Origin of the sequence: Ramlibacter sp. AN1015, assembly GCF_037726105.1 — a bacterium.
Lineage (GTDB): Bacteria > Pseudomonadota > Gammaproteobacteria > Burkholderiales > Burkholderiaceae_C > Ramlibacter.
On sequence record NZ_JBBJUM010000012.1, the window covers coordinates 14,442 to 40,413 of the forward strand.

Below are 25,972 nucleotides of genomic sequence, written 5' to 3' on the forward strand. Positions count from 1 at the left end.
ACCGACCTCGGATGCCTGAGAGCGGCCGAGCGCCCGAAGGTGGCATGACGTCTAGGCGCAGGTCTGATCAACTAGGTCCACAGGAATAGCTGCAGCGTCGTCGCTTCCCTTTCGGCTCATCGAGGTGGCCGCCTGCGCCTACGAAAGTTTCCGCCGCTGCTTTCGGCGCGAGTGACCGTCAAATCGTCGCGCGAACATCACCCAGACCGCCGTGCTGGTGGGCGGGGCTACGCCCGCTCATGCCGCAAGCACCTGTGGGGGTCAAGGCTTCACTCGGCAGCTGATCGTCAGCCCCTCGTTCACTACTGATCCTCGAAGGTGGCCAGCTGCCTTCTTTGACTGGACTGGAAGCGAATGTCGGCCTTTAGTCGAAAGGCCTCGCAATCGCCGGATTGTTCATCCGCCAGTCGCCATAGGCGTTCAGACAACGAATCCGTCCAGTCCGACTGTCGTCCTCGCTTGGCTCCTGGTAAATGCAGCGGCCCACTTTCGGTCAGGAGCCGTCGTCTCGGCTGCTGTAGAGTTCGGGCTCTTGGAGGGCGTATGAAGTTTTTCGGACTTCTGCTACTGCTGCCCATGGCTGCAGCGCATTCGGGATCCATTTACCTTTGCAAAGCCTACAACGGCGGGACTTTTTGGGCGCAGGCGCACTGCAATCAACACAACGCGCTTATCGAGAGCATCGTGAGTGTGCCCGACGGTATTCCGTGGGACCAGCAGGTCGCCTTGGCGGAACAGCAGCGGAACGGGAACCGTCAGCCCCAACATCGCTTGATGTCAAATGAAGTCAACATTCATGCTGCTCGGCAGAGCGAATGCAAGGCGCTCGATGCTCGAGTTACGCATTTGGATGCTCTGGCACGTCAGCCACAAGGTGCCCAGCTGCACGACCGGATTAGGTCGGAGCGCAAGCAGGCCCGCGACCGACAATTTGAGATTCGCTGTCAGTGACAATGCCTTCGCTCACTGCTGCGGACTTGCAGTTACGGGCAGCTTCGCGCGGATGAGGATCTGAGGCCGATGCGCACCAACATAGTCATGGTGGACTGGGAGAGCGTGCAGCCAGAGTCCTTCGATCTGCTCGCGCCGGTGTACTTCAGAGTGCTGGTATTTGTCGGGGCTACTCAGAACAAGTTGCCCTTTGAAGTCGTGGATCGCATTCATAGGCTTGGCGAGCGAGCAGAATTCGTGAAGATCTCCGGGGTGGGCCGAAACGCGCTCGACTTCCACATCGCGTACTACATCGGCAAACTCGCAGCAGCCGATCCTGACGTCTTCTTCCACATTATTTCCAGAGACAATGGGTTTGGTCCGCTCGTTGAGCATTTGAAAGAGCACGACATATTCTCCGCGCGTTGGCCAGATATCGAGTCCATTCCAGCTGTCAAGGCGGCGCAGGCCAAGTCACCACAAGAGCGCGCAACCCTCGTCTTCGCGAAGCTGCAAGGATTGCTTGTTCCCAAGCCGCGTTCAGAAAAGGGGCTTCGCAGCGCCGTGGATGCGCTATTCAACAAGCAGTTGTCCGACGGTGAGGTCACTGCGGTGCTGGAGAGGCTGCAGGCTGACCGCACCGTTGTGATAGTAAACGGGCGAGTGAATTTCCCGACGCTGGATCACCCGGCAGCCACCTAACGAGGCTCGCATCCAATGTCTTCCGCTGTCGCGTTAACAGCCGATAATCGACGGATCGTTCATCCGTCGGTCTGCAGGATTTCCGTCGCTATCGGCGAGGCGAGTTGTACGGGTTGCTCGGCACAGGCGGCAAGCTCTGTAGCCATTGAGGATCGATGCAGATACGCGTTCCTGCTTCTGCAGTTTGATCGATTAGCCAGCCTGTGTCGAACAACACGCTCACATAGCGCCGGAACGTACGAGGCGAAAGGCGGCACAGATCCGCCAGACGTTCGGTGTCCCACTCCAGCAGTACGCCGCTTTCGTCAGCTTCCCACGCGATTATCATCGCGACCAACTTTTCGGTTCCCTTTCTGAGGCCAGGAGCCTCGGATGGACAGTAGTAATGGGCGACTGGGCGGAAGCACTTCTCGTATGCAAGTTCGCGATCGCTGATCATTGGTCACTTCTCCTCATTCGGGGTTCTTGTCAACTGTCAACTAGTTGAAAAATATAGTCGCTAGGTTTTCCATGGGGGTCGAATTACCCGCAAGCGCTTCACGGCAGAAGTACCTATATGGGGGCAGAGGTCGGCGCCTGATGCAGGGACCTGGCTAGTGTTTTCTTCGCGAGCGCCAGTGCTGCAGCCGCCCTCTCTTTATTCAGCTGGAGCTGTTCGGGAGTGAGCGGCTGTGGTGAGGGCGTGCTTGCTACTGGTGGGGCCGGTCGCGGCGCGCTTGGGAGTTCGCGTGCGTCGGACTCAGCGGCCTCGAGCTGGTTGCGGACTATGCCCAGCACGTACTCAAGACCTTTTCCCTTCCTGCTCGCATCGTGAGCGGCCCGCCGGTACTGCTCCGCCGAAGCTCCTTTCAGAACCTGCACGAGCAGCCTGGGGTGATTCAGGTCAGCGCCCGTTACTTGCGCCTGGTTTAGCGCGTCCACAATGCCCCGAACGACTTCTTGCTTTTCCTTAGTAAGTCCCTCAAAACACACACTGACTTGTTCCGAAATGCCCGTCGAATCCACCCCATTGCGGGGGAGCCCCGCATGTGTGTGGCTTTTGGAGTCTGGCGTCTGGAGTCTGGAGAGGTGAACGGCAGACACCTGCGGGCGTGAACGGTTCGTGGTCGGTTCGTGCGCTACACGTGCACGCCGGTTCGCCTCTCGGTCCTGAGCAATACGTCTATTGGTCTCGGCTTGTAGGGAAGCGGCCGCGATCTCGGCGTCGCACCGCCGGTTGTGCCACCCGTCATCCTCCAGATCGAAGAACTCCTCGAGGACTGCTGCCACAGCCTTCTTCTCGGACGCCGTCGTCGCACGTACAAGGCGACACGCAGCACCGACGTCGGAGGGGATGGGTTGCTCACGTTTGTAGTAGGCGTCCAGCAGGCGACGATATGCGCAGTCTTCGTTCCAGGTCAGATGGGCAGTCGCCGCTGAATAGTCGCCCAGGTGATGCTTGTAAAAGTTCACTGGTTAGCTCGCCTGCTTTTCGGTCTCATGGGGCTACGGCACAGAGCAAAACGCAGGGCAGAGAATGCCTGTTGCCTGCGAATTTGCCAACAGCGAGCTCGTGTTCGCAGCTGACACTTGGTCAGCTCCTGCAGTAGCGTTTGCGCGCCTTATCCAGCGCGTCTCGTTCAACGACCACCGCCATCCGGTCTAAGTGAATAAACGTCCGACCGCGGTGCAGCGCGATAGCTCCCGCTTCGGCAAGAGCTCCGCGCAGCTGACGGATCGCCCACAGTGCTGATTGCTGCGACGGGTAGGGCGGCGCGTCGCCTTCCCAGAGTGCCGCTACCGGTCTGAAGTCCCGAAGAAGTGGTGGTGCGTCAGTTGCGCGCACCCGCTCGGACTCGCTTTCCTGAGTGTGCTTTGAGGCCATGTTGTTCCTTGATCTGCGCAGCGTCCCACGGGGGATCCCGTGGTTTCCTAGACACCGGCAGAGTTCAACTGTGGCAACTCATTGATGAGTTCGGGGGGGATATACGCCCGCTTTTTGTCAACCAACTATCGGAATGCCTTCACGAACTCCTCCAAAGCCGCAAGGTGGGCCGCGTGTCTTGCTTGATCCCGGGCCTGTAACGACTTGGTTAACTTGATGATCCGTCGAAGCTCATCGCGCGGGTCGCCGCGCATGTCGAGCTCGGAGGCTATCGCCCGGAGAGCTTGAACCATTTTCGAGTTCTCGCCAGAGCCCACCTGCATGCCAAAAGCGACCATGATTCCGACGACCGAGCCAACCATAGCCTTCATTTCAGGGCGCGGCTTCTTACCGGGAGGAAGCTTGGTGCCACTGTCCTGGAGCCGCTTCAAGACTCTCGCTCTGTGGCGCTTGTGCTCCGCTGCGTCTCCGTAATCAGAGATCGTGCAGTCTGCTTCGATGAGTGAGACGGCCCGCGCGTCACCGATCAGAGCTGCCAACTCCCTTCGGCAGGCCACCGTGAACAGGTGCAAACCTTGAGTTCGCACCCAGTCCTCCAGGATCCATAAGACCTCAGGATCACAGGGCGCCAGGTAATACAACGGCGAAAGCACGCAGACTGGTCGGTTCTAAGTCTCGACTGAGCCAATCGCTGCAAGTGCATGGCGCATGGCTGTTGCCTTTGTCTGTGTGGTCAAGTGCGCGTAGCGTCTACTCATATCAAGTTTTCTATGGCCAAGGACTTCCGCGATGACGTTCAACGGCGTCCCAGCTTGGGCAAGGTAGGATGCACAGCAGTGGCGGAGATCATGGAACTTGAAGTCACGGATCTGAGCGCGAGCAACAGCGTCCCGCCACGCGGAATCCATTCGCGCTGGCAACTGATATCGACTCGCCACGGAGCCAAAAACGTAGCGATCGCGATCACCTGCAAATGGCTTCAGTGCCTCGACAAGCTGTGGCAGAAGCACCAAAGTCCTGCGGTCGCCGTTCTTGGTCTTCCCAAGCAGCGCGACGCCAGTGTCCAGATCGACCTGCCGCCAGCGGAGCGCTAGAAGCTCCCCCTTTCGCGCCCCCGTGAGCATCGCCATCAAAGCCAAGGCATACAGCCGAGGGTACTTAGAGGCCTTGCATTCGTCGAATAAGCGGACGCGCTCAGCCTCGTCCAGAAACCGGACCCGACCGTCGGGCTCGGGAAGCCGCTTGATGCCCCGACAGGGATGTATCCAGCCTCGCGGTGCCAGTCGTTCCTCGATGGCCCATGTGAACACTGCCGCCATTGCGACCATATAGCGGTTGAGCGTCGCCGGGGTCTTTGTCTTCGCACGACCTTTGGCCCGGAAGATGCGACGCCCTTGATAGTCGAGGCCCAAGTACACAAGAGCCGGCTGACTCGCGAGTTCGGACCGGCCGGCGTGCATCAGGTCGCTGTCAACTTGTTCAAGGCTGAAATCGCCGATCAGGGCCGTCCACGCAGCTAATCGCTGCGCGCGCGTGGTGTCGGCACCAGCGTAAACGGCCATGTAGCGATCAATCAAGTCGCGCACCTTCAGCTCCTGAGGGCGCACGGCCAGCGCCTTCAGGCGCTGAGCGAGAGAAGCGGCGTTGGCGCTAGGAATCGCCTCATCCGCGAATTTCTGCTGAACGTTCATATGAATCTCCGAAAGAAGCCGGAAAAACCGGCGGACTAGCGGAGTCCAGAAAAAACGCTGGCAGATCAGGAACTTTATAGCCAAAAGCGCAGGCACTTTGCAGTACCTGCGCTTGACATTTTGGCTCCCCGACCTGGGCTCGAACCAGGGACCTACGGATTAACAGTCCGGCGCTCTACCGACTGAGCTATCGGGGAACAAGCCTTAGATTATAGACAGCTTTTCGAGGCGTTTTGAGAGGGGGCTCGCCGAACTCAGCAGATATTTTCGACGTGGTGGGCGCGGCTGCTTGCGGTGCTCGCAAGATCAGTCGAACACCGGCGTCTCGACGCCCAGGACCTTGTGGAGCTTGGGCGAGGTGGTGGTGTATTGCAGGTGGATCTTGCCCTTGTCGGGGAAGATGATCGGGGCCGCCGCGAAGGCCGCCAGGGCGCATTCGTGGAAGCCCGAGAGAATCAGCTTTTTCTTGCCCGGGTAGGTGTTGATGTCGCCCACCGCGAAGATGCCGGGCACGTTGGTGGAGAACTTCTCGGTATCGACCACCAGTTGCTTGCGCTCGATGTCGAGGCCCCAGTCGGCAATCGGACCGAGCTTGGGCGACAGGCCGAAGAAGACGAGCAGCACGTCGAGCGGCACCACCCGCGTGACCCCGTCGCCGCCGGTGACCTTCACGCCGGTCATGCGGCCGTCCTGTTCTTCGTAGCCGGTGACCTGGCCGACGATGAACTGCATTTCGTACTGCTCGCACAGCTCGCGCATCTTGGCGACTGAGGCGGGTGCCGCCTTGAAGCCGTCGCGGCGGTGCACCAGGATGACGCTCTCGGCCTTGTTCGGGCCTTCGGCAGTGAAGTTCAGCGTCCAGTCGAGGGCGGAGTCGCCGCCGCCGACGATCACGAGGTTCTTGCCGGCGAAGTCGGCCGGGTTCTTGACGCGATAGAACAGCTGCTCGCCCTCGAAGCGGTCGAGGCCATCGACCTTGAGCAGGCGCGGCTCGAAAGCGCCGACTCCGGCCGCGATGAAGATGGTCTTGGTAAGGAACTGCGTGCCCTTGCTGGTCTCGACGAAGAAGCGCCCGTCGTTCTGGCGCTGGACGGCGGTCACCGTCTGGCCGAGGTGGAAGGTGGCGCCGAAGGGCTCGATCTGCTTGAGCAGTGCGTCGGTGAGTTCCTGGCCGGTGCACACCGGGATGGCCGGGATGTCGTAGATCGGCTTGTCCGGGTACAGCTCGATCGGCTGTCCGCCGGGATAGGCGAGCGAATCGATCACATGCGCCTTGATCTCCAGCAGGCCGAGCTCGAACACCTGGAACAGGCCCACGGGACCTGCGCCGATGATGACGGCATCGGTTTCGATCGGGCCGTCATGCGCGGCCGCGGTCTTGAGGACTTCTCGGTTCAGTTGCACTTCCATGATGTGTTCAGCGGACCAGTTCGGAAATCTTCCCCGCCTTGTCCTTCCATTCGTCGGCATCCGGCAGCGCCGGCTTGCGCTTGGTAATGCTCTTCCAGCCCGGCGCGCGGGCCAGGTCGGCGTTGAGCTTGGTGAAGGCCATCTGGTCCGCCGGCAGGTCTTCCTCTGCATAGATGGCGTTGACGGGGCATTCGGGAATACACACCGCGCAGTCGATGCACTCGTCCGGATCGATCACCAGCATGTTCGGGCCTTCGCGGAAGCAGTCCACGGGGCAGACATCGACGCAGTCGGTGTACTTGCAGCGGATACAGGATTCGGAGACGACGTGGGTCATGTTGTGATTCTGATGCCGGGGGAAAACCCGAGATTTTAAAGCGCGGGGCTGCGGCGAGAGGGCGCCGGCGAGGGATGCACCCCGCGTTTGCGGGCTGTTTCCGGACGCCGAGCCACCCGTTCGTGGCCGCTCTGCCTCCTATCCGCCGCGAACCAGCACGGCGCCCGCGGTCTTGTGGGTGGCGGTGTCGACGAGCACCAGCGATCCCAGCACGCGCGCGCGGGAGTAGGGCAGGGTGGCCAAGGGCTCTTGCAGCGCCAGCTCGACGTGGCCGATCGCGTTGGGCTCGAGGCGGTCCGCCTCGACCTCGTCCAGGGTGTGGATGTCGAGCCGGTGCACCAGCCGCTGTACCTTGGCCTTGACCCAACGGTGGCCGTGCAGTGCCCAGTAGGTGCGGCCCGGAACGAGCGGCTCGTCGTCGAGCCAGGCTACCGTGGCCGACAGCGTCCGGGTGGGCTGGGCCGAGTCGGGCGCCAGCAGCCAGTCGCCGCGCGACAGATCGACTTCGCGGTCGAGCACCAGCCCGGCCCCCTGTCCCGAGGGCACATCACGCGACTCGCGCACGTGGCTCAGCACTTGCGCAACCACGGCCGACTGCCCGCTGGGCAGCAGGGTCACGCGTTGTCCGCAACGGGCGGTGCCGGCCGCCACGCGGCCCCAGAACACGCGGCGCCCGCGCGAGGTGTCGGCCGAATCGTGAAACTTCTCGACCCATTGCACGGGGAAGGCGAATGCCTCGGCATCGGCGGTGGGGGTGAGCTCGAGGCGCTCGAGCAGTTGCAGCAGCGTCGGGCCTTCGTAGCCGCACCAGTGGGGTGCCGGCGTGGCGACGTTGTGCCCCTTCAGGGCGGAGATCGGAACGACTGCGCGCACCGCCACCCCAGCCTCGTCGGCGAAGCCCTGCAACGCGGCCCGAATGTGCACGAAGGCGCGCTGCGGATCCTCGACGGCGTCGAGCTTGTTGACCGCGAAGACGATGGAGGGCACGCGCAGCAGGTGCACGAGCAGGGTGTGGCGACGGGTCTGCGGCAGCAGCGCGAGGGCGGCGTTGCGCCAGTCCAGCTTGGTCGCATCCACCAGCACCACGGCGGCGTCGGCGCCGGAAGCGGCCGTGACCATGTTGCGCGTGTACTGCTCGTGTCCGGGCGTGTCGCCGATGATGAACTTGCGCGTCGGGGTGGCGAAGTAGCGCCAGGCCACGTCGATGGTGATGCCCTGCTCGCGCTCGGCAGACAGCCCGTCGGTCAGCAACGCGAGGTCGGTCTCACCCGAGCGGGAGACGCTGGCGAGCTGGTCCTGCAGCACGGCCCGGCTGTCCACCAGCAGGCGGCCGATGAGCGTGCTCTTGCCGTCATCGACGCTGCCGCAGGTGATGAAGCGAAGCGCGCCGGCGTTCAGATCGATCGATGGCTCTGGCGCACGCGCGAGGAGTGAGGGGCTGGCGGGAGTCGTCATCAGAAGTAGCCGTCTTTCTTGCGCTTTTCCATGGAGGCCTCGGACGTCCGGTCGTCCATGCGGGTGGCGCCGCGCTCGGACACCTGCGCGGAGATCGTCTCGCGCACGACATCGGCAGCGTTGGCCGCGGTGCTGGCCACCGGGCAGGTGCAGGTGACGTCGCCCACGGTGCGAAAGCGCACGCTGCGAACCGTGACCTGCTCGCCCTCGCGCGGCGGCGTGAGCGCCGTCACCGGCACCAGCATGCCCTTGCGCTCGACCACCTCGCGCGGATGCGCGTAGTACAGCGAGGGCAGCGCGATGCGTTCGCGGGCGATGTACTGCCACACGTCGAGCTCGGTCCAGTTGGAGATCGGGAACACGCGGAAATGCTCGCCCGTCTGCAGCCGCGTGTTGAACAGCGTCCAGAGTTCGGGCCGCTGCGCCTTGGGCTGCCACTGGCCGAAGCTGTCGCGGTGCGAGAAGATGCGCTCCTTGGCACGGGCCTTTTCCTCGTCGCGCCGGGCACCGCCGATCAGCGCGTCGAAGCGGAATTCGTCGATGGCCTCGAGCAGCGTGACCGACTGGTGCACGTTGCGCGATTCGCCAGGGTGGGCCAGGCGCACCGTGCCGCGGCGCATGGAGTCTTCCACGCTGCGCACGATCAGCTCGGCGCCCAACTCACGCGCACGCTGGTCGCGGAAGTCGGTGACCTCGGGAAAGTTGTGCCCGGTGTCGATCATCAGCAGCGGGTAGGGAATGCGGCCCCGCCCGAAGGCCTTCTCGGCGCAGCGCAGCAGCACGAGCGAGTCCTTGCCGCCGGAAAACAGCAGGGTCGGCCGCTCGAAAGCGGCAGCGACTTCGCGCAACACGAAGACGGCTTCTTCTTCGAGCGCCTCGAGGTGGCTGTCGCTCAGGCGCGTGAGCAGGTGATGGGGTTCCGTGCGTGCGTTCATGCGGGGCTGTTCTCCCTGGGCGGCTCGTAGTTGGTTGTTCTTGTGCGGGGCCGCGTCAGCCGGCCGCTTCCTGCGATTGCAGGCCGTTCGTCCCGGGGCGTGCTGCATCGACCCGGGCGTTGCGCGCGCGTGCAGAACCCACTTCAGCGCCATCGCTCGCCTGCGGCTTGACATGCAGCCCGCATTCCTTGAGGTCTTCCTGCTCCCACCACCACCGCCCGGAACGAAAGTCTTCGCCCAGGCTGATGGCGCGGGTGCAGGGTGCGCAGCCGATGCTGGGATAGAACTGGTCGTGCAGCGCGTTGTAATCGACGCCGCGGGTTGCGATGTAGTGCCACACCTCGCCCCAGGTCCAGTCGGACAGCGGGCTGATCTTGGCGCGCGGCTCGCTGGTGTCGATGTGCGGCACCTCGGCGCGCGCGGCCGATTGCTCGCGCCGCAGGCCGGTGATCCAGGCGCGCTGTCCCTCGAGCGCCCGCGCCAGCGGCTCCATCTTGCGGATGTGGCAGCAGGCTTTTCGCAGCGCGATGCTGCGGTACATGGCGTCCTGGCCCTCCCGGGCGACGAAGGCGACGATGCTTTCCTGCACCGGCCGATAGACCGTGAGCGGCGCGCGCGAGTGACCGCGGCTGCGCTCCAGCAGCGCGAGGGTCTCGGGGTGCAGCGCGCCGGTGTCCAGCACGAACACCGGGATGTCGAGACCCAGCGCGTTCACCAGGTGCGTGATCACGACGTCCTCGGCTCCGAGGCTGGAGGCCTGCGTCACCGGCGCGAACTCGCTGGCGGCCTGGTGCAGCACGGCGCGGGTGCGGGCGAGCTTGGCCTCGAAATGGGGTGAGGGCCGGGCGTGCTGATCGACGGCGGCGCCCATCAGGCGGCCTTGCGGAACAGCGGCTCCGGCGCCACCGCATCGCCCTGGTAGTACGCGGGAAAGCGGTCGAACTGGGGCTGCGCGCGCGCAATGTCCTGGTCGGCGCGCAGCTCCGCGCTGGAGAAGCCGGTGCGCTGCATCTGCACCAGCTGGTCGATCAGCACGTCGCCCGTGGCGCGGATATCGCCTTGGAAGCCACGGCGCCGACGCAGCAGGAAGGCCTGGCTGAAAGCGCGCCCGTCGCTGAACTTCGGGAAGTGCAGCTCGATGCGCCGCACGCCCTCGAGCGACACCTCCAGCGGGTCAGCGTCGTTGGCCAGCACCAGCACGCCGATTTCAGCGCGCCCGTCCAGGTCACCGGCCTCGCGGTCGGCGGCACGAAGAAGCTCCAGGTGCATCTGCATCACGCCACCTCCTGCGCGGCGATCCGGGCGCCGTTGGCGGCGGCCTTGAAGGGGTCCAGCCCGACGCGGCGCAGCGTCTGGATGAAGGTTTCGGCCCGGTCGCCGGCGCTGCGGCGCTCGCGGCGGTAGGTGTCGAGCACGGCATCGATCACCTCGGGCACTTCGGCCGCGGAGAACGAGGGCCCGACCACCTTGCCGGCCGCGGCCGCGCCCGACAGCAGCGAGCCGTCGGAGCCGCCGAGCGTCACCTGGTACCACTCCTTGCCGTCCTTATCGACGCCCAGGATGCCGATGTGGCCGCTGTGGTGGTGGCCGCAGGAGTTGATGCAGCCGCTGATGTGCAGGTCGATTTCGCCGATGTCGTGCAGCTCGTCCAGGTCCTGGAAGCGTTGGGTGATGGCTTCCGCGATGGGCAGCGAGCGGGCATTGGCCAGCGAGCAGAAGTCGCCGCCGGGGCAGGCGATCATGTCGGAGAGCAGGCCCACGTTGGCCTTGGCCAGGCCCGCCTTGCGGGCGGCCTGCCACAGCGCCGGCAGGTCGGACTCGCGTACCCAGGGCAGCAGCAGGTTCTGGTCGTGCGTGACGCGCGCCTCGCCCGCCGAGAACCGGTCGGCCAGCTCGGCCGCCTGCGCGAGTTGCTCGCCGGTGGCGTCGCCGGGAGCCTGTCCGAGGCGCTTGAAGGACAGCGTCACCGCACGCAGCGCGGGCAGCTTGTGGGCCGCGACGTTGGTCTGCAGCCAGCGCTGGAAGGCGGGGTCGGTGTCGGTATCGCTTGCGGTGGTGGGCGCCACGCGGGCCTGCGCGAGAGCCGGGGCCACGAAGGACGCGGCGACGCGGTCGAACTCGGCTTGCGTGATGGTGTGGGGGGCTCCATCGACCTCGACGATCGCGCGGTACTCGGCTTCGACTTCCTCGACGAAACGCGGGCCCTCGGCCTTCACCAGGATCTTGATGCGCGCCTTGTACATGTTGTCGCGGCGGCCCCAGCGGTTGTAGACACGCACCACCGCCTCGAGATAGTTGAGCACCTGGTCCCAGGGCAGGAACTCGCGCACCACGGTCGCGATGACCGGGGTGCGGCCCATGCCGCCGCCCACCAGCACGCGAAAGCCCAGCGCGCCGGAGTCGTCCGTGACCAGGTGCAGGCCGACGTCGTGCCAGAAGGTGGCGGCGCGGTCCTCGTGGGCGCCCGAGACGGCGATCTTGAACTTGCGCGGCAGGAAGGCGAACTCGGGGTGGAGCGTGCTCCATTGCCGCATGATTTCGCAGAAGGGGCGGGGGTCGGCGATCTCGTCGGGCGCGATGCCGGCCAGCGCGTCGCTGGTGATGTTGCGAATGCAGTTGCCGCTCGTCTGGATGCCATGCATGTCCACGCTGGCCAGCAGGTCCATGACGTCGGCGCTCTTGTCCAGCGGAATCCAGTTGAACTGCACGTTCTGGCGCGTGGTGAAGTGGCCGTAGCCCACCGTCAGCCGCGAGTGCGCGAAGCCGCCGCCGGGCAGCGGCACCGGCCCGAGCGCGTCCTGGCGCGCACGCGCTTCGGCAAACAGTTCGGCGGTGGGTTGGTCGTATTCCTGGGCGATGCGGGACAGCACGCGCAGCTGGGCGCTGGAAATCTCGCCGTAGGGCACGGCGATGCGCAGCATGGGCGCGAAGCGCTGGATGTACCAGCCGTTCTGCAGGCGCAGGGGCCGGAACTCGTCTTCGCCCAGTTCGCCACGCAGGTTGCGCTCGAGCTGGTCGCGGTACTGGGCAGCGCGGGCACGCACGAACTGCCGGTCGAATTCGGTGTACTGGTACATGCGGAGCGACTCTAGCCACGCCTCATGCGATCCCAAACTACATTTTCGTCGGGCTCATATCCGAATAAGCATATGCGGAGGCACGTCGCGGTACCAGCACGCGCGGACCGATCAGCCGCTGCGCCTGCGCCTGCGGCGCTGGTCCCATTCGCGCCAGCCGATCAGCCCGAGGGTCAGGAAGGTGATCGGCAGCACGAACGCCGCCATGGCGAAACTGAAGGGCTCGAGGGCGTCGCGGTCCTGGGCGGCCATGATGATGTAGGCCGTGTAGGCCAGGTAGTAACCCAGGAACAGCGCACCTTCCCAGCGGGCGATGACGTTTCCGGTGAAGAAGATGGGCAGGCACGCGACCCCGATGGCGATCATCACCAGCAGGTCGAAGCGCAGCATCGACAGTGCCACCGGCAGCGCGTCGGGCGCGAGCAGCGAGGACACACCCAAGACGCCCAGCACGTTGAAGATGTTGCTGCCCACGACGTTGCCCACCGCGATGTCGCGCTGGCCGCGGTACGCGGCCATGACCGACGCGGCCACTTCCGGAAGCGAGGTGCCGGCCGCGATGATGGTCAGCCCGATCACCAGCTCACTCAGGCCCAGCAGGCGGGCCACGGCCACCGCGGCATCGACCAGCGCCCGGGCACCGAAAACCAGCAGCACCAGGCCCGCGAGCACCAGGCCGATCTGCACCCAGGCCCGCGCATCCCAGGCGTTCGGATCGGGCTTCTCTGCCGGCTCGGCGCCGTCCGCCTCTGCACGCGCGTTCTGCAGCCGTTGCTCCCGGCGGCTCTGCAGCACCAGAAACACGTTGTAGAGCGCGAGCAGCACCAGGCAGGCAATGCCGTCGAGCCGCGCGATGCGCTGGTCGAGCGCCAGCAGGAACAGCAGCACGAAGCTCGCCAGCATGATCGGCACTTCCTGGCGTATGAGCTGGCGCGACACGATCAGCGGCGCCACCAGGGCGGAGACCCCGAGGATGAAGAGCACGTTGAAGATGCTCGACCCCACCACATTGCCCATGGCGAGGTCCACCTGGCCGGCGTAGGCCGAGCGCAGGGACACTGCCACCTCCGGTGCGCTGGTGCCGAATGCGACCACGGTGAGCCCGACCACCAGCGGCGAGATGCCGAAGGACAGCGCCAGCTTCGAGGCGCCGCGTACCAGCAGCTCGGCGCCGGCAATCAGCGCCACGAGGCCGATGGCGAAATTGATGGCAATCATCGGAAGGTGAGGGCGTCTATCGTTGGGAGCCGTGCAAAGTGCGGGCCAGTGTACGGGGCTCAGCCTCTGCTGTGGGGCGGTGCGGGGCGACGGGCGCGGGTGTCGCACGGGGCCGATGCTGTCGGGACTGGATGCCGATCTCGAGCCGATCCCGATCGGTGCCGCGACGGCTGCGCCCTCGATGGCCGCCTCATGCACAGCGGTCGAGGCACCCCTCCCTCCGCACGCGACCGGCTTTCAGGCGGAGGCGGGCAGCTGCCTGCGCAGGTCCAGCGCCATTGCTAGCGACAGCGGCAGTGCAAGGGGCTCGTCGTGCAGGCGGGCCGCCAGCACCTCGGCGCAGAGGGCGGCGAAGGTGAGGCCGCGCGAGCCCATGGCGGTGCTGGCCCACAGGCCGGGCTCGAGCTCCCCCACGAGCGGGCGCCGGTCGCCGCTCGCGCAGCGCACGCCTGTCCAGGCCCGCACGCGGCCGGCAACGAAGGCCGGCGCGAGCTGCGCAGCGACCGTCGGCAGCAAGGTGGACAGCCGCTCGAAATTCGCCTGGTGCTCCGATGCGCGGGGCTCCAGCGCGGTGTCGCCCCGGACGTAGCTCGAGCCGCACATCCAGGCGCTGCCTTCCTCGGTGGGCACGGCGGGCAGGAAATGGCCGTTGCCGTTGACGGGAAACGGCGGCAGCGCGAGGCCCGGCTCGCGCAGTCCCCAGGAAACCTGGCCACGCACCGGCTGCAGCGTGAGGCGGTGGCCGGACAGCGGTCCCGAACCGAGCGCGGCAGCGAGCACGACGAGGGGGGCGGCACCCAGCGACGCGCCCTCGGCATCCTCAAGTCGCCATTCGCCACCCACGCGGCACACGCGCGCCGCCTGCACCCCGCCGCGCCAGGTGATGCCCGGCTGAGCGAGCCACGCCTGCACCAGCGCCCCCGGGCGGACCCATGCTGCCCGCGGATGCCAGGCGGCGGGGGCGTCCGGCGGCAGCAGCGCCTGCTGCTTCTCGTCGGGCTCGGCGGCGCGCGACCAATCGGCTGCGGCGGCTCCGCTTGCGGCGATGGGCCGGGTCGGCGAGCGCCTGCGATGTTCGAGTGCGCCCTCTGCGCCCCAGTCGCGGCCGGCTTGCAGCAGGGATTGGGCGTGCTGCAGCGTGAGGCGCACACCGCTGCGCGACAGGCGCGAGAGCAGGCCGTCGTCCGGCGAAAGGTGGGGCGCCATCAGGCCCGCCGGCAACCCCGACGCGCCTGAGGCGGGCGTGCTGGCCTGATCGATCACCGAGACCTCCCAGCCGCGGCGGGCAAGCGCCTGTGCCACCGCCGCGCCGGCCAGGCCGGCGCCGACGACGATGCAGTGGTCGGCGGCACGGCGCGAGGCGGATCGCAGCCCTTTCGGGGACCACGCCGGGTCGTACACGCCTTCGAAGCTTTCGTGTGCATGTACGGCGCCCCGGCTCGCCGACGCCATGAACCCCGCCGATGCGGCGTCGCGCAGGAACGTCGCGTCGCAGTGCGCTGCGCGCAGCAGGGTGCCGCGCCGGCACAGCCGCGCCAGCGCCTTGAGCTCGCCGGGTCCGCGGGGCGTGGCCGGTCCGGGCGCACTCAGGCGCAGCGCGTCCGCCGTGAAGCTGCACTCGCGCAGGCTGTCCAGGGGCAGACCCACGTGGAGCGTCAGCAGTACACGGCCGGACTCGAATGCCAGCCGGTGCGCACCCGGCAGCAGCCCCCACCACTGCTGCGCGAGTTGCTCGGCCAGCGCCGCGCACCCTTCGGGCGCGCGGGTGCGCACCGCGTCGGCAGGGGGAGGGAAGGGCGCGAGTGCCACGACGTGCAGCAGGCCGGGTCGCTGGGGATCGTCGCGCCAGGCCCGCCACAGCTGCAGGAACGTGGCGCCGTCGTCCAAGGAGTCGTGAAGCTCGCACCACTGCGCGTGGCCCGCCCACGGCGCGGGTGCGGGTGCGGTCATGCGCCGTGTCGGCAGCGCAGCGTCAGGCGCTCGGCGGCACGTAGCCGGCGGCCTGGTCCGCGCCGGAGCCGAAGAAATGGTTCTCCATCTGGCGCTTGAGATATTCGCGAGCGCGCTGGTCGGCGAGGTTCAGGCGGTTCTCGTTGACCAGCATGGTCTGGTGCTTGAGCCAGTCGGCCCAGGCCTGCTTGCTCACGTTGTCGTAGAGGCGCTTGCCGAGCTCGCCCGGATAGGGCGGCAGGTCCAGGCCTTCGGCTTCGCGGCCGAGCTTGATGCAATGAACGGTACGGGGCACGGCGTCTCTTCGAAATAGCTAATGCGGAAATGCAACTGAATACGAAGTCGTTCCAGTTCGGCGGGGAGGCTCACAGAATGGCCCAGCAATCACTCGACCATCGCATCCCATGAGACATCGGCGCGACTTTATCAAGATTCCCCTCGCCGCCGCCGCGGCGAGACCCCTCGCCGGTGTCGCGGCCGCAAGCGCGCTCGGAGTGCTGGCGACACGCGTGCGAGCCGCACCCGCGCCCGTGACGCTTCTGAACGTCTCCTACGATCCCACGCGCGAGTTCTACGTCGAGTTCAATCGCGCGTTCGCCCGCAGTTGGAAAGAGCGCACCGGCCAGGAGCTTGCGGTCCGCCAGTCGCATGGCGGCTCGGGCAAGCAGGCCCGCTCGGTGATCGACGGACTCGACGCCGACGTCGTGACGCTGGCGCTCGGCGCCGACATCGACGCCTTGCACCACCAGGCCGCGCTCGTTCCCAAGGACTGGCAGAAGCGCCTTCCTCACAACTCGGCGCCCGCCACCTCGACCGTCGTCTTCGTGGTGCGCAGCGGCAACCCCAGGCAGATCCGCGACTGGGACGACTTGGCGCGCGCGGGCGTGCGGGTCATCACCCCCAATCCCAAGACCTCCGGCGGTGCGCGCTGGAACTACCTGGCCGCGTGGGAGTTCGCGCGGCGCAGGTGGGGCAGCGAGGCGCGCTCGCAAGAGTTCGTGGCCGCCCTGTACGCGAACGTGCCCGTGCTGGACACCGGCGCACGCGCGGCGTCCATCACCTTCGCACAGCGGGCACAGGGTGATGTGCTGATCGCCTGGGAGAACGAGGCCCACCTGCTGGTGAAGGAATTCGCAGGAAAGCTGCAGGTGGTGACGCCCTCCATGAGCATTCTGGCCGAGCCGCCCGTGGCCTGGGTGGACCGCAACGTGGACCGCAAGGGCACCCGCGCCGTGGCACAGGAATACCTGCGTGGGCTCTACACGGAAGAAGCTCAGGACATGGCAGGCAGGCATTTCCTGCGGCCGGTGCTGCCGGCCGCCCTGGCGAAGGTCGTCGGCCGCTTTCCGCGGCCGGCGCTGTGCACCGTCGACGAGGCGTTCGGCGGTTGGGGCAAGGCCAGCCGCGAGCACTTCGCCGACGGCGCGTCGTTCGACCGGATCTATTCGCCCAGGTGACTCAGCACGCGTGACGCTGCGCCGGTAGGGACGGAACGCAGCGCCGCAACGCAGGGAACGCAACGCGGCAAACGCAGCGAACGTAACGCGGCGAACGTAACGCGCGGCGCGGATTGTCACCGTGCGTCGCATGGTGCGCGGTCGGATCGAATAATGGCCCGGATCACCCCTTCTCACTGGAGTGCCCCATGGCCATTCGAATCGCTGTAGTCGTCGGCAGCCTGCGCCGCGAATCGTTCAACCGCCAGCTTGCCCAGGCGCTGGTGAAGCTGGCGCCGCAGGAGCTGGAATTTCGCTTCGCACGCATCGACGACCTGCCGCTGTACAACCAGGACGACGACGCCAACCCGGCCGAGGCGGTAAAGCGCCTGAAGCAGGAAATATCCGATGCCCAGGCGGTGCTGTTCGTCACGCCCGAATACAACCGCTCGGTGCCGGGCGTGCTGAAGAACGCCATCGACCATGCGTCGCGGCCTTATGGCAAGAGCGCCTGGGCAGGCAAGCCGGCCGGCATCATCGGCATCACCATCGGCGCGATCGGCACGGCCGTGGCGCAGCAGCACCTGCGCACCATCCTGGCCTATCTCGACATGCCCACGATGGGACAGCCCGAGGGCTACGTGCAGAACAAGCCCGGGCTGTTCACGGGCAACGACGACATCGGCATCGAGGACACGCGCAAGTTCCTGCAGAAGTGGATGCAGGCCTATGCGGATTTCGTGCGGGGGCGCGTGAAGACAAGCTAGCGACGATGACGCGAAGAAGAGGCGGCGTCGTCCTGCGTCAACGTGCCCCTGGTCGATGCGCGACGGTGACGCCGGCCCGCCGGCGCGACGATAGGTGCCCGATGCGCGCGAGGTGAGGCGGGCTACGCTGGCAGTGCAAGCGGCGCAGGTGACGCAGGAGTGCGGCTGGATCGGCTGAGCGCAGCCGCAGCCGCTGCCGAAACCGCCTCACACGCCCAGGTGCTGCTCCAGCAACTCGGGTTTCTCGCGCAGTTCCTGCGAGCTGCCGGCGAACACGACCTCGCCCTTGACCAGGATGACGTTACGGTCGGTGACCTGCGTCACGTGCTTCCAGTTCTTGTCGACGATGACGCTGGAGATGCCGCTTTCCTTGATCAGGCCGCAGATGCGCCAGATCTCGCGCGCGATCAGCGGTGCGAGGCCTTCGGTGGCTTCGTCGAGGATCAGAACGTCCGGATTGGTCATGAGGGCACGGCCGATGGTGAGCATCTGCTGCTCGCCCCCGGAGAGCTGCTGTCCGCCGTGGTTCAGCCGCTCCTTGAGGCGCGGGAAGGTCTCCATCACCCGCTCGAAGGTCCAGTCGCGCTGCCCGCGGGTGCCGGGGCGCGCCGCCATCCGGAGGTTTTCGGTGACGCTCAGGTTGCCGAAGATGCCCCGCCCCTCGGGCACGTAGGCCACTCCGCGCTGCGCGATCTCGTAGGGCCGGCAGCCGGTCATGTCACGCCCGTCGATGACGACACGGCCGCCGCGCGGCTTGACCAGCCCCATCAGCGTCTTGAGCAGCGTGCTCTTGCCCATGCCGTTGCGGCCCATGAGGCCGATGGTCTCGCCGCGGCGCACGTCGAAGTCGATGCCGCGCAGGATATGGCTCTGCCCGTAGTAGGTGTTCAGGCCGCGGGCCTCGATCAGCAGGTCCGCCATGTCAGTGCTCCTCCCCGAGGTACGCCGCCTGCACACCGGGGTCGGAGCGCACGGCCGCGGGCTCGCCGCTGGCGATCACCTGCCCGTTGACCATGACGGTGAGCCGGTCGGCCAGCGCGAACACGGCGTCCATGTCGTGCTCCACCAGCATCACGGCGTGTTCGGCCTTGAGCCGTTGCAGCAGATCGACCATGCGCTCGGCTTCGACCGTGCCCATGCCGGCAAGGGGCTCGTCCAGCAGCAGCACGCGCGGCTGCGTGGCCAGCGTCATCGCGATCTCCAGCTGCCGCTGCTCGCCGTGGCTGATGGCGGCGGCGAGCATGTCGCGGCGGTGGGTCAGGCCCGCGAGTTCGAGGGCCCGGTCGGCGCGCTCGTTGGTGTCGCGAAACGCCGTGGCGCGGGACAGCCAGCGCATCGGGCGTGGCGCGCGCGACTGCGCGGCCAGGCGCACGTTTTCCTGCACGGTGAAGGCCAGGAAGATGTTGGTCTTCTGGTAGCTGCGGCCGAGGCCCGCGCGCGAGATGCGCTGCGGGCTGCGGCCGGTCACGTCGCGGTCTCCCAGCACGATGCGGCCGGTGGTGGGCGGCAGGTCGCCCGAGAGCAGGTTGGTCAACGTCGACTTGCCCGCGCCGTTGGGTCCGATCACCGCGTGGATGCGCCCGCGCCAGAGATCGAGCGAGACCTCGTTGACGGCAGCCAGGCCGCCGAAGCGCTTGGTCAGGTTGCTGGCGGACAGCAGCACGTCATGCATCGCGCGCTCCCCGTCCGCGCAGCACCCGCGCCGCCAGGCCCAGCAAGCCCTGCGGCGCGAAGGCGACGATCGCGACGATGAACAGCCCCATCCAGAGCTGCCAGTGCTTGCCGGTGTTGAAGTCGCCGATATAGGGCAGGTCCTTGAACCAGTGCAGCAGGTACTCGAAGGCGAAGGCGCCGATGATGGCTCCGGCGAAGTTGCCCATGCCACCGAGGATGACCATCATGATGACGTGCGCGCTCATGTGAAAGCCCATGAGCTCGGGGTTGACGAAGCCGGTCTGGATGGCCCACAGGTAGCCGGCCAGTCCCGCCAGCGCGCCGGCCAGCGTGAAGGCCGAAAGCTTGTAGCCGAAGGTGCCGAAGCCCATGGCCCGCATGCGGTGCTCGTTGACCCGGATGCCGGCCAGCACGCGCCCGAAGGGGCTCCACAGAAGTCGCCGCAGGAAGGCGTAGACCGCCACCAGCATCGCGAGGGTGAAGTAGTAGAAGACCCGCCTGTCTTCCAGGTCGAAGAGCAGGGCGGTGGGGCGGAAGTTGATGTAGAGGCCGTCGGATCCACCCAGCGCCTTGTTGTCGAAGAACAGGTAGAACAACATCATGGAGAAGGCCATCGTGACCATGATGAAGTAGATGCCGTGGGTGCGAACCACGAGGAAGCCGATGACCAGCGCCGCAAGCGCCGATGCCGCCATGGCCACCGGCAGCGTCCAGTAGAGGCTTACCGGCTCGCTGGTGGGCGTGATGAAGGCGAGGGCGTATCCGGCCAGGCCGAAGAAGGCCGCGTGGCCCAGCGACACCAGGCCCGTGACGCCCTGCAGCAGGTCCAGGCTCATGGCAAAGATGGCCAGAATCATCATGCGGGCGACCACCGAGGTGTAGTAGTCGGTGGACACGAAAGGGAAGGCCGCGAGCGCGAGCAGCGCCAGGGCCAGCAGCACCTGCACGCTGCGGGGCAGGGCTTCGAGATGGGAGGTCGCCGCGCTCATTGCTTGAACAGTCCTTCGGGTTTGAACAGCAGCACGGCCGCCATGAGCATGTACACCAGCATTCCTGCCACGGACGGCAGCATCACCTTGCCGAAGGTATCGACCAGGCCCACAAGGAGCGCGGCGATCATGGCGCCGCGCACCGATCCGATGCCGCCGATCACCACCACCACGAAGGCCATGATCAGCACCTGCGAGCCCATGTTGGGGTAGACGCTCGAGATGGGCGCCGCGATCATGCCGGCCAGCGTGGCGAGCGCCACGCCCAGCGCGAACACGATGGCGTAGATGCGGCGGATGTTCACCCCCAGCGCCTCGGTCATGTCGCGGTTGAAGGCGCCGGCACGGATCTTCATGCCCAGGCGCGTCTTGGAAATCAGCAGGTACAGGCCGATCGCCAACAGGATGCACACGCCCGAGATGAACAGGCGGTACACCGGGTAGGACATGTTCTCGGTCAGCGGAATGGAGCCCGAGAGCAGCGCGGGCACGGCCACGCCGTGCACGTCGTCGCCCCAGATCAGCGAACGCGACTCCTCGAAGATGTAGATCAGGCCGAACGTGAGCAGCACCTGGTCGAGGTGGTCGCGCTGGTAGAAGTGGCGAAACAACAGCCGCTCGAGCAGCAGCCCGAACACCACCGCGAGCAAGGTACCCACGACGATGGCGAGCGTGAAGCTGCCGAGCTGGGCGGCCAGCGACCAGGCGAGGTAGGCGCCCAGCATGTAGAAGCTGCCGTGGGCGAGGTTGACCACGCCCATGATCCCGAAGATCAGCGTGAGCCCGGCAGCGAGCATGAAGAGCAGCAGTCCGTACTGGACGCTGTTGAGGAGTTGGATGAGGAAGCTGGCGAAGGTCATGTGAAAGGGGGCGAGAGGCAGGACGCTGAGGCGAGGGACGTGCTGCGCACCCGGCGATTGGCCGGGCAAGTCGTCCCTAGCCTACAGCCTCCAGCCCTCGCCCCCGCTGGCTTGAGCGCGAAGCTCAGGCCATCCGGCAACCCGCGCCGGAATCCGCCAGGGCGCGGGCGGCGATCCCGACCACCTTGTTGTCCTTGTTCTCGACCTGGCGCAGGTAGAAGTCCTGGATGGGGTTGTGCGACTTGCTCATGGACCACTTGCCGCGCGGGCTGTCGATGGTCTGGTTCTCCAGCGCCTGGTAGAGGGCCTTCTTGTTGCTGATGTCGCCCTTGACGGCGGCCAGACCCTGCGCCAGCAGCTGGCCGGAGTCGTAGCCCTGCACCGCGTAAACGTCGGGCTGCATGCGGAAGGCCTTGGCATAGGCCAGGCGGAATTCCTGGTTGCGCTTGGTGTCGAGCGAGTCGGCGTAGTGCATGGTGGTCATGACACCTTCGGCCGCCGGGCCCGCCGCCTCGAGCACACCCTCGGTGAGGAAGCCCGAACCCCACAGCGGAATGCGGTCCTTGAGGCCCGCGGCCGCGTAGTCGCGCATGAATTTCGCGGCGCCGCCGCCGGCGAAGAAGCAGGCCACCGCGTCGGGGCGCAGCGAGGCGATTTCGGTGAGCAGCGCCTGAAATTCGACGTTGGGGAAGGGCAGGGCCAGTTCCTTGACGATGGTGCCGCCGGCCTTGGTGAAGCTGTCGCGGAAGCCCTCGAAGGCTTCCTCGCCTGCAGCGTACTTCCAGCTGATCCAGACGGCGCGCTTGAGGCCCTTGTCCACCATCGGCTTGCCCAGGGCGAGCGTGGGCTGGCTGTTGGTGAAGGAGGTGCGGAAGACGTTGGGCGCGCACAGGGCGCGGGTCGCGGCGTGCACGCCGGCGTTAGGGATGATGTTCAGCACGCCCGAGTCGCGCGCGACGCGGTGGATGCCCATCTGCACACCCGAGTGCACGGTGCCGATCAGCACGTCGACCTTGTCACGCTGCACCAGGCGCTGCGCGTTCTCCACGCCTTTCGACGGCTCGGATTCGTCGTCCACCTTGAACCACTCGATGGTGCGGCCACCGAGCTTGCCGCCTTTTTCCTCGATGGCCATGCGCACGCCGTTCTCGATTGCGACGCCCAGCTGCGCGAAGGTGCCCGTGTAGGGCAGCATCAGGCCGACGCGGATGCGGTCGGACTGCGCACGCGCGATCTGGGGCAGCAGCAGGCCCGTGGAGGCGGCGCCCACCAGGGCGGCACCGCGCGAGAGGACGAGTCGGCGAGTGGTCATGAAGTCTCCTTTGGATTGGTGATGGCGAGCGGCCGACGAGCCGTTCGGCGAACGCGTTTTTTTACTCTATGGCAGAGGGACGTGCCACATGGCTAACCCGCAGACCGCGCCCCGTGCGGCCGCGCTCAGCGCGCATTGCCCGCCCGCAGGCGGAAGCGCTGGATCTTGCCGGTGGCCGTCTTGGGAAGCTCCGCGGCGAACTCGATCCAGCGCGGGTATTTGTAGGGTGCGAGTTGCTGCTTCACGTGCGCCTGCAGCTCGGCGGCGCTCACCGACTGCTGCGGCTTGAGCACGACATATGCCTTGGGCTTGACCAGCTCGTCGGTGTCGGCCACGCCGATCACCGCCGCTTCCAGCACCGCCGGATGGCTCGCCAGCGAGGCTTCGACTTCGAAGGGCGACACATAGATGCCGCCGACCTTGAGCATGTCGTCGCTGCGGCCGCCGTAGGTGTAGTAGCCATCGGCGTCGCGGGTGTACTTGTCGCCGCTGCGCGTCCACTCGCCGCAGAAGGTGGTCTTGGTACGGGAGCGGTTGTTCCAGTACATCAGCGCGGCGCTCGGGCCGCGGATCTGCAGCTCGCCGATCTCGCCGTCGCCGCACTCGCGGCCCTCGTCGTCCACGATGCGCAGCTCGTAACCCGGAACGGCCAGGCCGGTCGTGCCGTAGCGCACCGCGCCGGGGCGGTTGGACAGGAAGATGTGGAGCATCTCGGTGGAGCCGATGCCGTCCAAAATCTCGCAGCCGTACTCCTGCGTCCACCGTCGGCCGATCTCCGCCGGCAGCGCCTCGCCCGCGCTGGTGCACACGCGCAGGCGCAGCTCGGAACGTGCCGGCCGGGCCGGGTCGGCCAGCAGGCCCGCGTACAGCGTGGGCACGCCGTAGAAGATGGTCGGGCGGGCCTCGCGCAGCACGCGGAACACGTCAGAGGGCGTGGGCCGCGCGGGCAGCAGGATGGTGGTGGCGCCCACCGCCATGGGAAAGGTGAGGGCGTTGCCCAGGCCGTAGGCGAAGAACAGTTTCGCCGCGGAGAACACGACGTCGTCTTCGCGGATGCCCAGCACGCCGCGTCCGTACAGCTCGGCGGTCTGGATCAGGTGCGCGTGCAGGTGCACGGTGCCCTTGGGCGTGCCGGTCGAGCCACTCGAATACAGCCAGAAACAGGCTTCGTCGGCGCAGGTGGGCGCCACGCTTCGCTCGCTGCCGCCGGCGGCGATCCAGCCTGCAACGCTGTCCTCACCGTCACCGCCGGCGACCACCACATGCCGCAGCGAGTCGATGCGGCCCAGCAGCGGCTCGAACGCCGGAAGGACGGGTTTCGAGACGAAGAGCGCCTGCGCGCGCGAGTCGCGCAGCATGAACTCGAAGTCGGCGGTGGTCAGGAGCGTATTGACGGCGACCGGCACCGCGCCCGCGAGAATCGCCCCCAGGAACACGACCGGCCACTCCGGCGTGTCCAGCATGGCGACCATCACGCGGGTCTCGGGCGCGATGCGCTGCGCCCGCAGGGTGTTGGCGAAGCGGTGTGCCTGCTCGGCCAGCTGGCCGTAGGTCAGCTGCGCCCCGGTCGTCGCATCGACGAAGGCGGCCTTGTCGGCACGGGCCGCGTTGCGTGCGAGCAGGTCGTGTGCAGCGTTGTAGTCGCGCGGGATATCGACCCTGGGCGGGCTGCTGTTGTGGTCGGCATAGCTCAGGTCCACGTCTTCGTCTCCTGGTTGTTCTTCTGTCCGGCTGCGCGATGCGGGCGGCGCCGGTGCACGGCGGCCGGTGCCGCAGCGGCGCGCCATGCGCCGCCCCCACGCTTATACGGTCTCGGTCGCGTCGGCCGGCTTGAGCGCCTGCTGCAGCCACTCGCGGCACCAGGCGGTGCCTTCTTCCTCAGGCATGGTGCCGGCGCTCGCGTCATGGCACCAGACCTCACCGATGCGCTGCGCGCCCAGGTTCTGCAGGCGCTCGTCGAACTTCTTGCCGCCGAAGCAGAAGGTCTGCATGTAGGTGCGGTCGCCCAGCGCGAGCACGCCGTAGCGCACATGCCCCAGGTAGCGCGGTTCGCTGTCCAGCGACTCGTACAGACCGCGGGCGTTGTCCGGCACGTCGCCGGAGCCGTAGGTGGAGGTGCAGATGAGATAAAGTGCATCTTCATCGAACACGCTGCCGTCCAGCCCGTCCATGAGCTGGATCTCGATTTCGTCCACAAGGTCAGCGCAATCCATCTGAATAGCCTGCGCAACGTAGTCGGCGGTGCTGGTCATGGTGCCGACGAGAATCTTCAGTTTCATGAGGGTCTCCGGTTCGTGATGCAGTAAACTGCTTGACATCTCGGTTGCACGCAGTATACTGCAATCTCCTTGATCCAGCGCAATTCCCCCGAAAAAAAGCAGGCCACCATGCAACTCATGATCGACACCGAAGCCAGGGCCACGATGGCCGAGCTGGGTGCCCGCGTGCGCGCCTGGCGGGCGCGGCGCGGCATGACGCGCCGGCAGCTCGCGGCCGATTCGGGCCTGTCCGAGCGCTTCCTGGCCGACGTGGAGAGCGGCAAGGGCAACGTCTCCATCAACTCGCTGGAAGCTGCGGCGCGGGCGCTGAACATCACCATTCTCGAGCTGCTGCAGGACGCACCGCGCCCGGCGCTCGCGCGGGTGCAGGATCTGCTGGTGCGGCTCGACGAGCACCAGCTCGACCAGGCCTACGCGCTGCTGGCTTCGAGCTTCGGGCTCAGCGATGAGCGCGGCCGCGAACAGCGCATCGCCCTGATCGGCCTGCGCGGTGCCGGCAAGTCCACGCTTGGCGCGCAGCTCGCCGCGCAGCGCGGCGTGCCCTTCGTCGAACTCGACCGCGAGATCGAGCGCGAGGCTGGCACCAGCATGAACGAGATCCTGCTGCTGCACGGGCAGGCCGGCTACCGGCGCTACGAGCGCCGGGCGCTGATGCGTATCGCGGAGGACCACGCAGAGGGCGTGGTCATGACCACCGGTGGCAGCATCGTGAGCGAGCGCGAAACCTTCGATCTGCTGCAAGGCCGCTTCTATTGCGTGTGGCTCAAGGCGAGCCCCGAGGAGCACATGAGCCGCGTGGTCGCCCAGGGCGACATGCGGCCGTTCCACGGCCACCGCGAGGGCGCTGCTGCGCAAGGCGCTATGACCGAGGCGATGGAGGACATCCGCCGCATCCTCGCGAGCCGCGAGGCCCTGTATGCGCGCGCCGATGCCGTGGTGGACACCGCGGCGCGCACCGTGAAGCAATCCCTCAAGGACCTGGAGCGTGCAGTGCCCGAGATGGCCCGCACGCCCGAGGTCGCGAACAGCCGGACGGGTTGATTGCCGGCCGGCGTCCGCGAGGACGATCCGGCCGCGACCTGCCCG

Annotated in this window: 27 protein-coding genes and 1 tRNA gene; 5 read left to right on the top strand and 23 right to left on the bottom strand. The window is 66.7% G+C overall.

Features of this window, described 5'->3' with window-relative positions; genetic code table 11:
• Positions 1 to 543 precede the first annotated feature (543 nt).
• The gene (locus WG922_RS17440; RefSeq protein WP_340284065.1) at positions 544 to 951 is read left to right on the top strand and encodes a hypothetical protein; all 408 of its coding nucleotides are present in this window, start codon (positions 544 to 546) and stop codon (positions 949 to 951) included.
• A gap of 69 nt (positions 952 to 1,020) precedes the next feature.
• Complete coding sequence (locus WG922_RS17445) at positions 1,021 to 1,632, top strand: PIN domain-containing protein (protein ID WP_340284066.1); 612 nt, start codon at positions 1,021 to 1,023, stop codon at positions 1,630 to 1,632.
• Positions 1,633 to 1,720: 88 nt separating this feature from the next.
• Here WG922_RS17445 and WG922_RS17450 read toward each other — a convergent pair whose 3' ends face one another.
• From WG922_RS17450 to WG922_RS17525, 16 genes are all read right to left on the bottom strand, one after another.
• Positions 1,721 to 2,071, bottom strand: a complete 351-nt coding sequence (locus WG922_RS17450) for a hypothetical protein (RefSeq protein WP_340284067.1) — start codon at positions 2,069 to 2,071, stop codon at positions 1,721 to 1,723.
• A 113-nt stretch (positions 2,072 to 2,184) separates the two neighbouring features.
• Positions 2,185 to 3,084 carry a YdaU family protein gene (locus WG922_RS17455; RefSeq protein WP_340284068.1) on the bottom strand — a complete coding sequence of 300 codons (900 nt, stop codon included), beginning with the start codon at positions 3,082 to 3,084 and terminating at the stop codon, positions 2,185 to 2,187.
• A 121-nt stretch (positions 3,085 to 3,205) separates the two neighbouring features.
• Complete coding sequence (locus WG922_RS17460; RefSeq protein WP_340284070.1) at positions 3,206 to 3,496, bottom strand: hypothetical protein; 291 nt, start codon at positions 3,494 to 3,496, stop codon at positions 3,206 to 3,208.
• 125 nt (positions 3,497 to 3,621) lie between these two features.
• Positions 3,622 to 4,149 carry a hypothetical protein gene (locus WG922_RS17465; RefSeq protein WP_340284071.1) on the bottom strand — a complete coding sequence of 176 codons (528 nt, stop codon included), beginning with the start codon at positions 4,147 to 4,149 and terminating at the stop codon, positions 3,622 to 3,624.
• A 15-nt stretch (positions 4,150 to 4,164) separates the two neighbouring features.
• Complete coding sequence (locus WG922_RS17470) at positions 4,165 to 5,187, bottom strand: tyrosine-type recombinase/integrase (protein ID WP_340284072.1); 1,023 nt, start codon at positions 5,185 to 5,187, stop codon at positions 4,165 to 4,167.
• A gap of 121 nt (positions 5,188 to 5,308) precedes the next feature.
• Positions 5,309 to 5,384, bottom strand: a tRNA-Asn gene (locus tag WG922_RS17475).
• 109 nt (positions 5,385 to 5,493) lie between these two features.
• Positions 5,494 to 6,597 (bottom strand): NAD(P)/FAD-dependent oxidoreductase, encoded by a 1,104-nt coding sequence (locus WG922_RS17480; protein ID WP_340284073.1) that lies wholly within the window; start codon positions 6,595 to 6,597, stop codon positions 5,494 to 5,496.
• Positions 6,598 to 6,604: 7 nt separating this feature from the next.
• Positions 6,605 to 6,934 carry a ferredoxin FdxA gene (gene fdxA / locus WG922_RS17485; RefSeq protein WP_340284074.1) on the bottom strand — a complete coding sequence of 110 codons (330 nt, stop codon included), beginning with the start codon at positions 6,932 to 6,934 and terminating at the stop codon, positions 6,605 to 6,607.
• A 138-nt stretch (positions 6,935 to 7,072) separates the two neighbouring features.
• Entirely contained in the window at positions 7,073 to 8,389 is a 1,317-nt protein-coding gene (locus tag WG922_RS17490) for a sulfate adenylyltransferase subunit 1 (protein ID WP_340284075.1), read from the bottom strand.
• Positions 8,389 to 9,324: a sulfate adenylyltransferase subunit CysD gene (gene cysD / locus WG922_RS17495; RefSeq protein WP_340284076.1), complete on the bottom strand. Its 936-nt coding sequence runs from the start codon at positions 9,322 to 9,324 to the stop codon at positions 8,389 to 8,391. Before cysD ends, WG922_RS17490 begins: the two co-directional genes overlap by 1 nt.
• Positions 9,325 to 9,379: 55 nt before the next feature.
• Positions 9,380 to 10,195, bottom strand: a complete 816-nt coding sequence (locus WG922_RS17500; protein WP_340284077.1) for a phosphoadenylyl-sulfate reductase — start codon at positions 10,193 to 10,195, stop codon at positions 9,380 to 9,382.
• A complete protein-coding gene (locus tag WG922_RS17505) occupies positions 10,195 to 10,599 on the bottom strand; it encodes a DUF934 domain-containing protein (protein ID WP_340284078.1) in 405 nt (134 codons plus the stop codon). The genes WG922_RS17500 and WG922_RS17505 overlap by 1 nt, the downstream gene beginning before the upstream one ends.
• Positions 10,599 to 12,401 (bottom strand): nitrite/sulfite reductase, encoded by a 1,803-nt coding sequence (locus tag WG922_RS17510; RefSeq protein WP_340284079.1) that lies wholly within the window; start codon positions 12,399 to 12,401, stop codon positions 10,599 to 10,601. Before WG922_RS17510 ends, WG922_RS17505 begins: the two co-directional genes overlap by 1 nt.
• 111 nt (positions 12,402 to 12,512) lie before the next feature.
• Positions 12,513 to 13,619 (bottom strand): calcium/sodium antiporter, encoded by a 1,107-nt coding sequence (locus tag WG922_RS17515; protein ID WP_340284080.1) that lies wholly within the window; start codon positions 13,617 to 13,619, stop codon positions 12,513 to 12,515.
• 237 nt (positions 13,620 to 13,856) lie between these two features.
• Complete coding sequence (gene mnmC, locus WG922_RS17520) at positions 13,857 to 15,569, bottom strand: FAD-dependent 5-carboxymethylaminomethyl-2-thiouridine(34) oxidoreductase MnmC (protein WP_340284081.1); 1,713 nt, start codon at positions 15,567 to 15,569, stop codon at positions 13,857 to 13,859.
• Between the two features lie 22 nt (positions 15,570 to 15,591).
• Positions 15,592 to 15,864: an oxidative damage protection protein gene (locus WG922_RS17525; RefSeq protein ID WP_340284082.1), complete on the bottom strand. Its 273-nt coding sequence runs from the start codon at positions 15,862 to 15,864 to the stop codon at positions 15,592 to 15,594.
• A gap of 109 nt (positions 15,865 to 15,973) precedes the next feature.
• Here WG922_RS17525 and WG922_RS17530 point away from each other — a divergent pair, with 109 nt between their 5' ends.
• Both WG922_RS17530 and WG922_RS17535 read left to right on the top strand, forming a co-directional pair.
• Positions 15,974 to 17,026 (top strand): sulfate ABC transporter substrate-binding protein, encoded by a 1,053-nt coding sequence (locus WG922_RS17530; RefSeq protein ID WP_340284083.1) that lies wholly within the window; start codon positions 15,974 to 15,976, stop codon positions 17,024 to 17,026.
• 188 nt (positions 17,027 to 17,214) lie between these two features.
• The gene (locus WG922_RS17535; protein WP_340284084.1) at positions 17,215 to 17,772 is read left to right on the top strand and encodes an NADPH-dependent FMN reductase; all 558 of its coding nucleotides are present in this window, start codon (positions 17,215 to 17,217) and stop codon (positions 17,770 to 17,772) included.
• Positions 17,773 to 17,979: 207 nt separating this feature from the next.
• On the opposite strand, the gene WG922_RS17540 is transcribed toward WG922_RS17535, so the two are convergent.
• The 7 genes from WG922_RS17540 to WG922_RS17570 all read right to left on the bottom strand — a co-directional run bounded on the left by WG922_RS17540 (position 17,980) and on the right by WG922_RS17570 (position 24,886).
• On the bottom strand, positions 17,980 to 18,693 hold the full coding sequence (locus WG922_RS17540; RefSeq protein ID WP_340284085.1) for an ABC transporter ATP-binding protein: 714 nt from the start codon (positions 18,691 to 18,693) through the stop codon (positions 17,980 to 17,982).
• 1 nt (position 18,694) lies between these two features.
• Complete coding sequence (locus tag WG922_RS17545; protein WP_340284086.1) at positions 18,695 to 19,444, bottom strand: ABC transporter ATP-binding protein; 750 nt, start codon at positions 19,442 to 19,444, stop codon at positions 18,695 to 18,697.
• Positions 19,437 to 20,435 (bottom strand): branched-chain amino acid ABC transporter permease, encoded by a 999-nt coding sequence (locus tag WG922_RS17550; RefSeq protein WP_340284087.1) that lies wholly within the window; start codon positions 20,433 to 20,435, stop codon positions 19,437 to 19,439. The genes WG922_RS17545 and WG922_RS17550 overlap by 8 nt, the downstream gene beginning before the upstream one ends.
• Positions 20,432 to 21,295, bottom strand: a complete 864-nt coding sequence (locus WG922_RS17555; protein WP_340284088.1) for a branched-chain amino acid ABC transporter permease — start codon at positions 21,293 to 21,295, stop codon at positions 20,432 to 20,434. Before WG922_RS17555 ends, WG922_RS17550 begins: the two co-directional genes overlap by 4 nt.
• A gap of 124 nt (positions 21,296 to 21,419) precedes the next feature.
• Positions 21,420 to 22,607, bottom strand: a complete 1,188-nt coding sequence (locus tag WG922_RS17560; protein ID WP_340284089.1) for an ABC transporter substrate-binding protein — start codon at positions 22,605 to 22,607, stop codon at positions 21,420 to 21,422.
• 125 nt (positions 22,608 to 22,732) lie between these two features.
• Complete coding sequence (locus WG922_RS17565) at positions 22,733 to 24,307, bottom strand: benzoate-CoA ligase family protein (RefSeq protein ID WP_340284090.1); 1,575 nt, start codon at positions 24,305 to 24,307, stop codon at positions 22,733 to 22,735.
• A 102-nt stretch (positions 24,308 to 24,409) separates the two neighbouring features.
• Positions 24,410 to 24,886 (bottom strand): flavodoxin domain-containing protein, encoded by a 477-nt coding sequence (locus WG922_RS17570; RefSeq protein ID WP_340284091.1) that lies wholly within the window; start codon positions 24,884 to 24,886, stop codon positions 24,410 to 24,412.
• A 69-nt stretch (positions 24,887 to 24,955) separates the two neighbouring features.
• Between WG922_RS17570 and WG922_RS17575 the strand changes: the two genes are divergently transcribed.
• Complete coding sequence (locus tag WG922_RS17575) at positions 24,956 to 25,927, top strand: helix-turn-helix transcriptional regulator (protein WP_340284093.1); 972 nt, start codon at positions 24,956 to 24,958, stop codon at positions 25,925 to 25,927.
• Positions 25,928 to 25,972 lie beyond the last annotated feature (45 nt).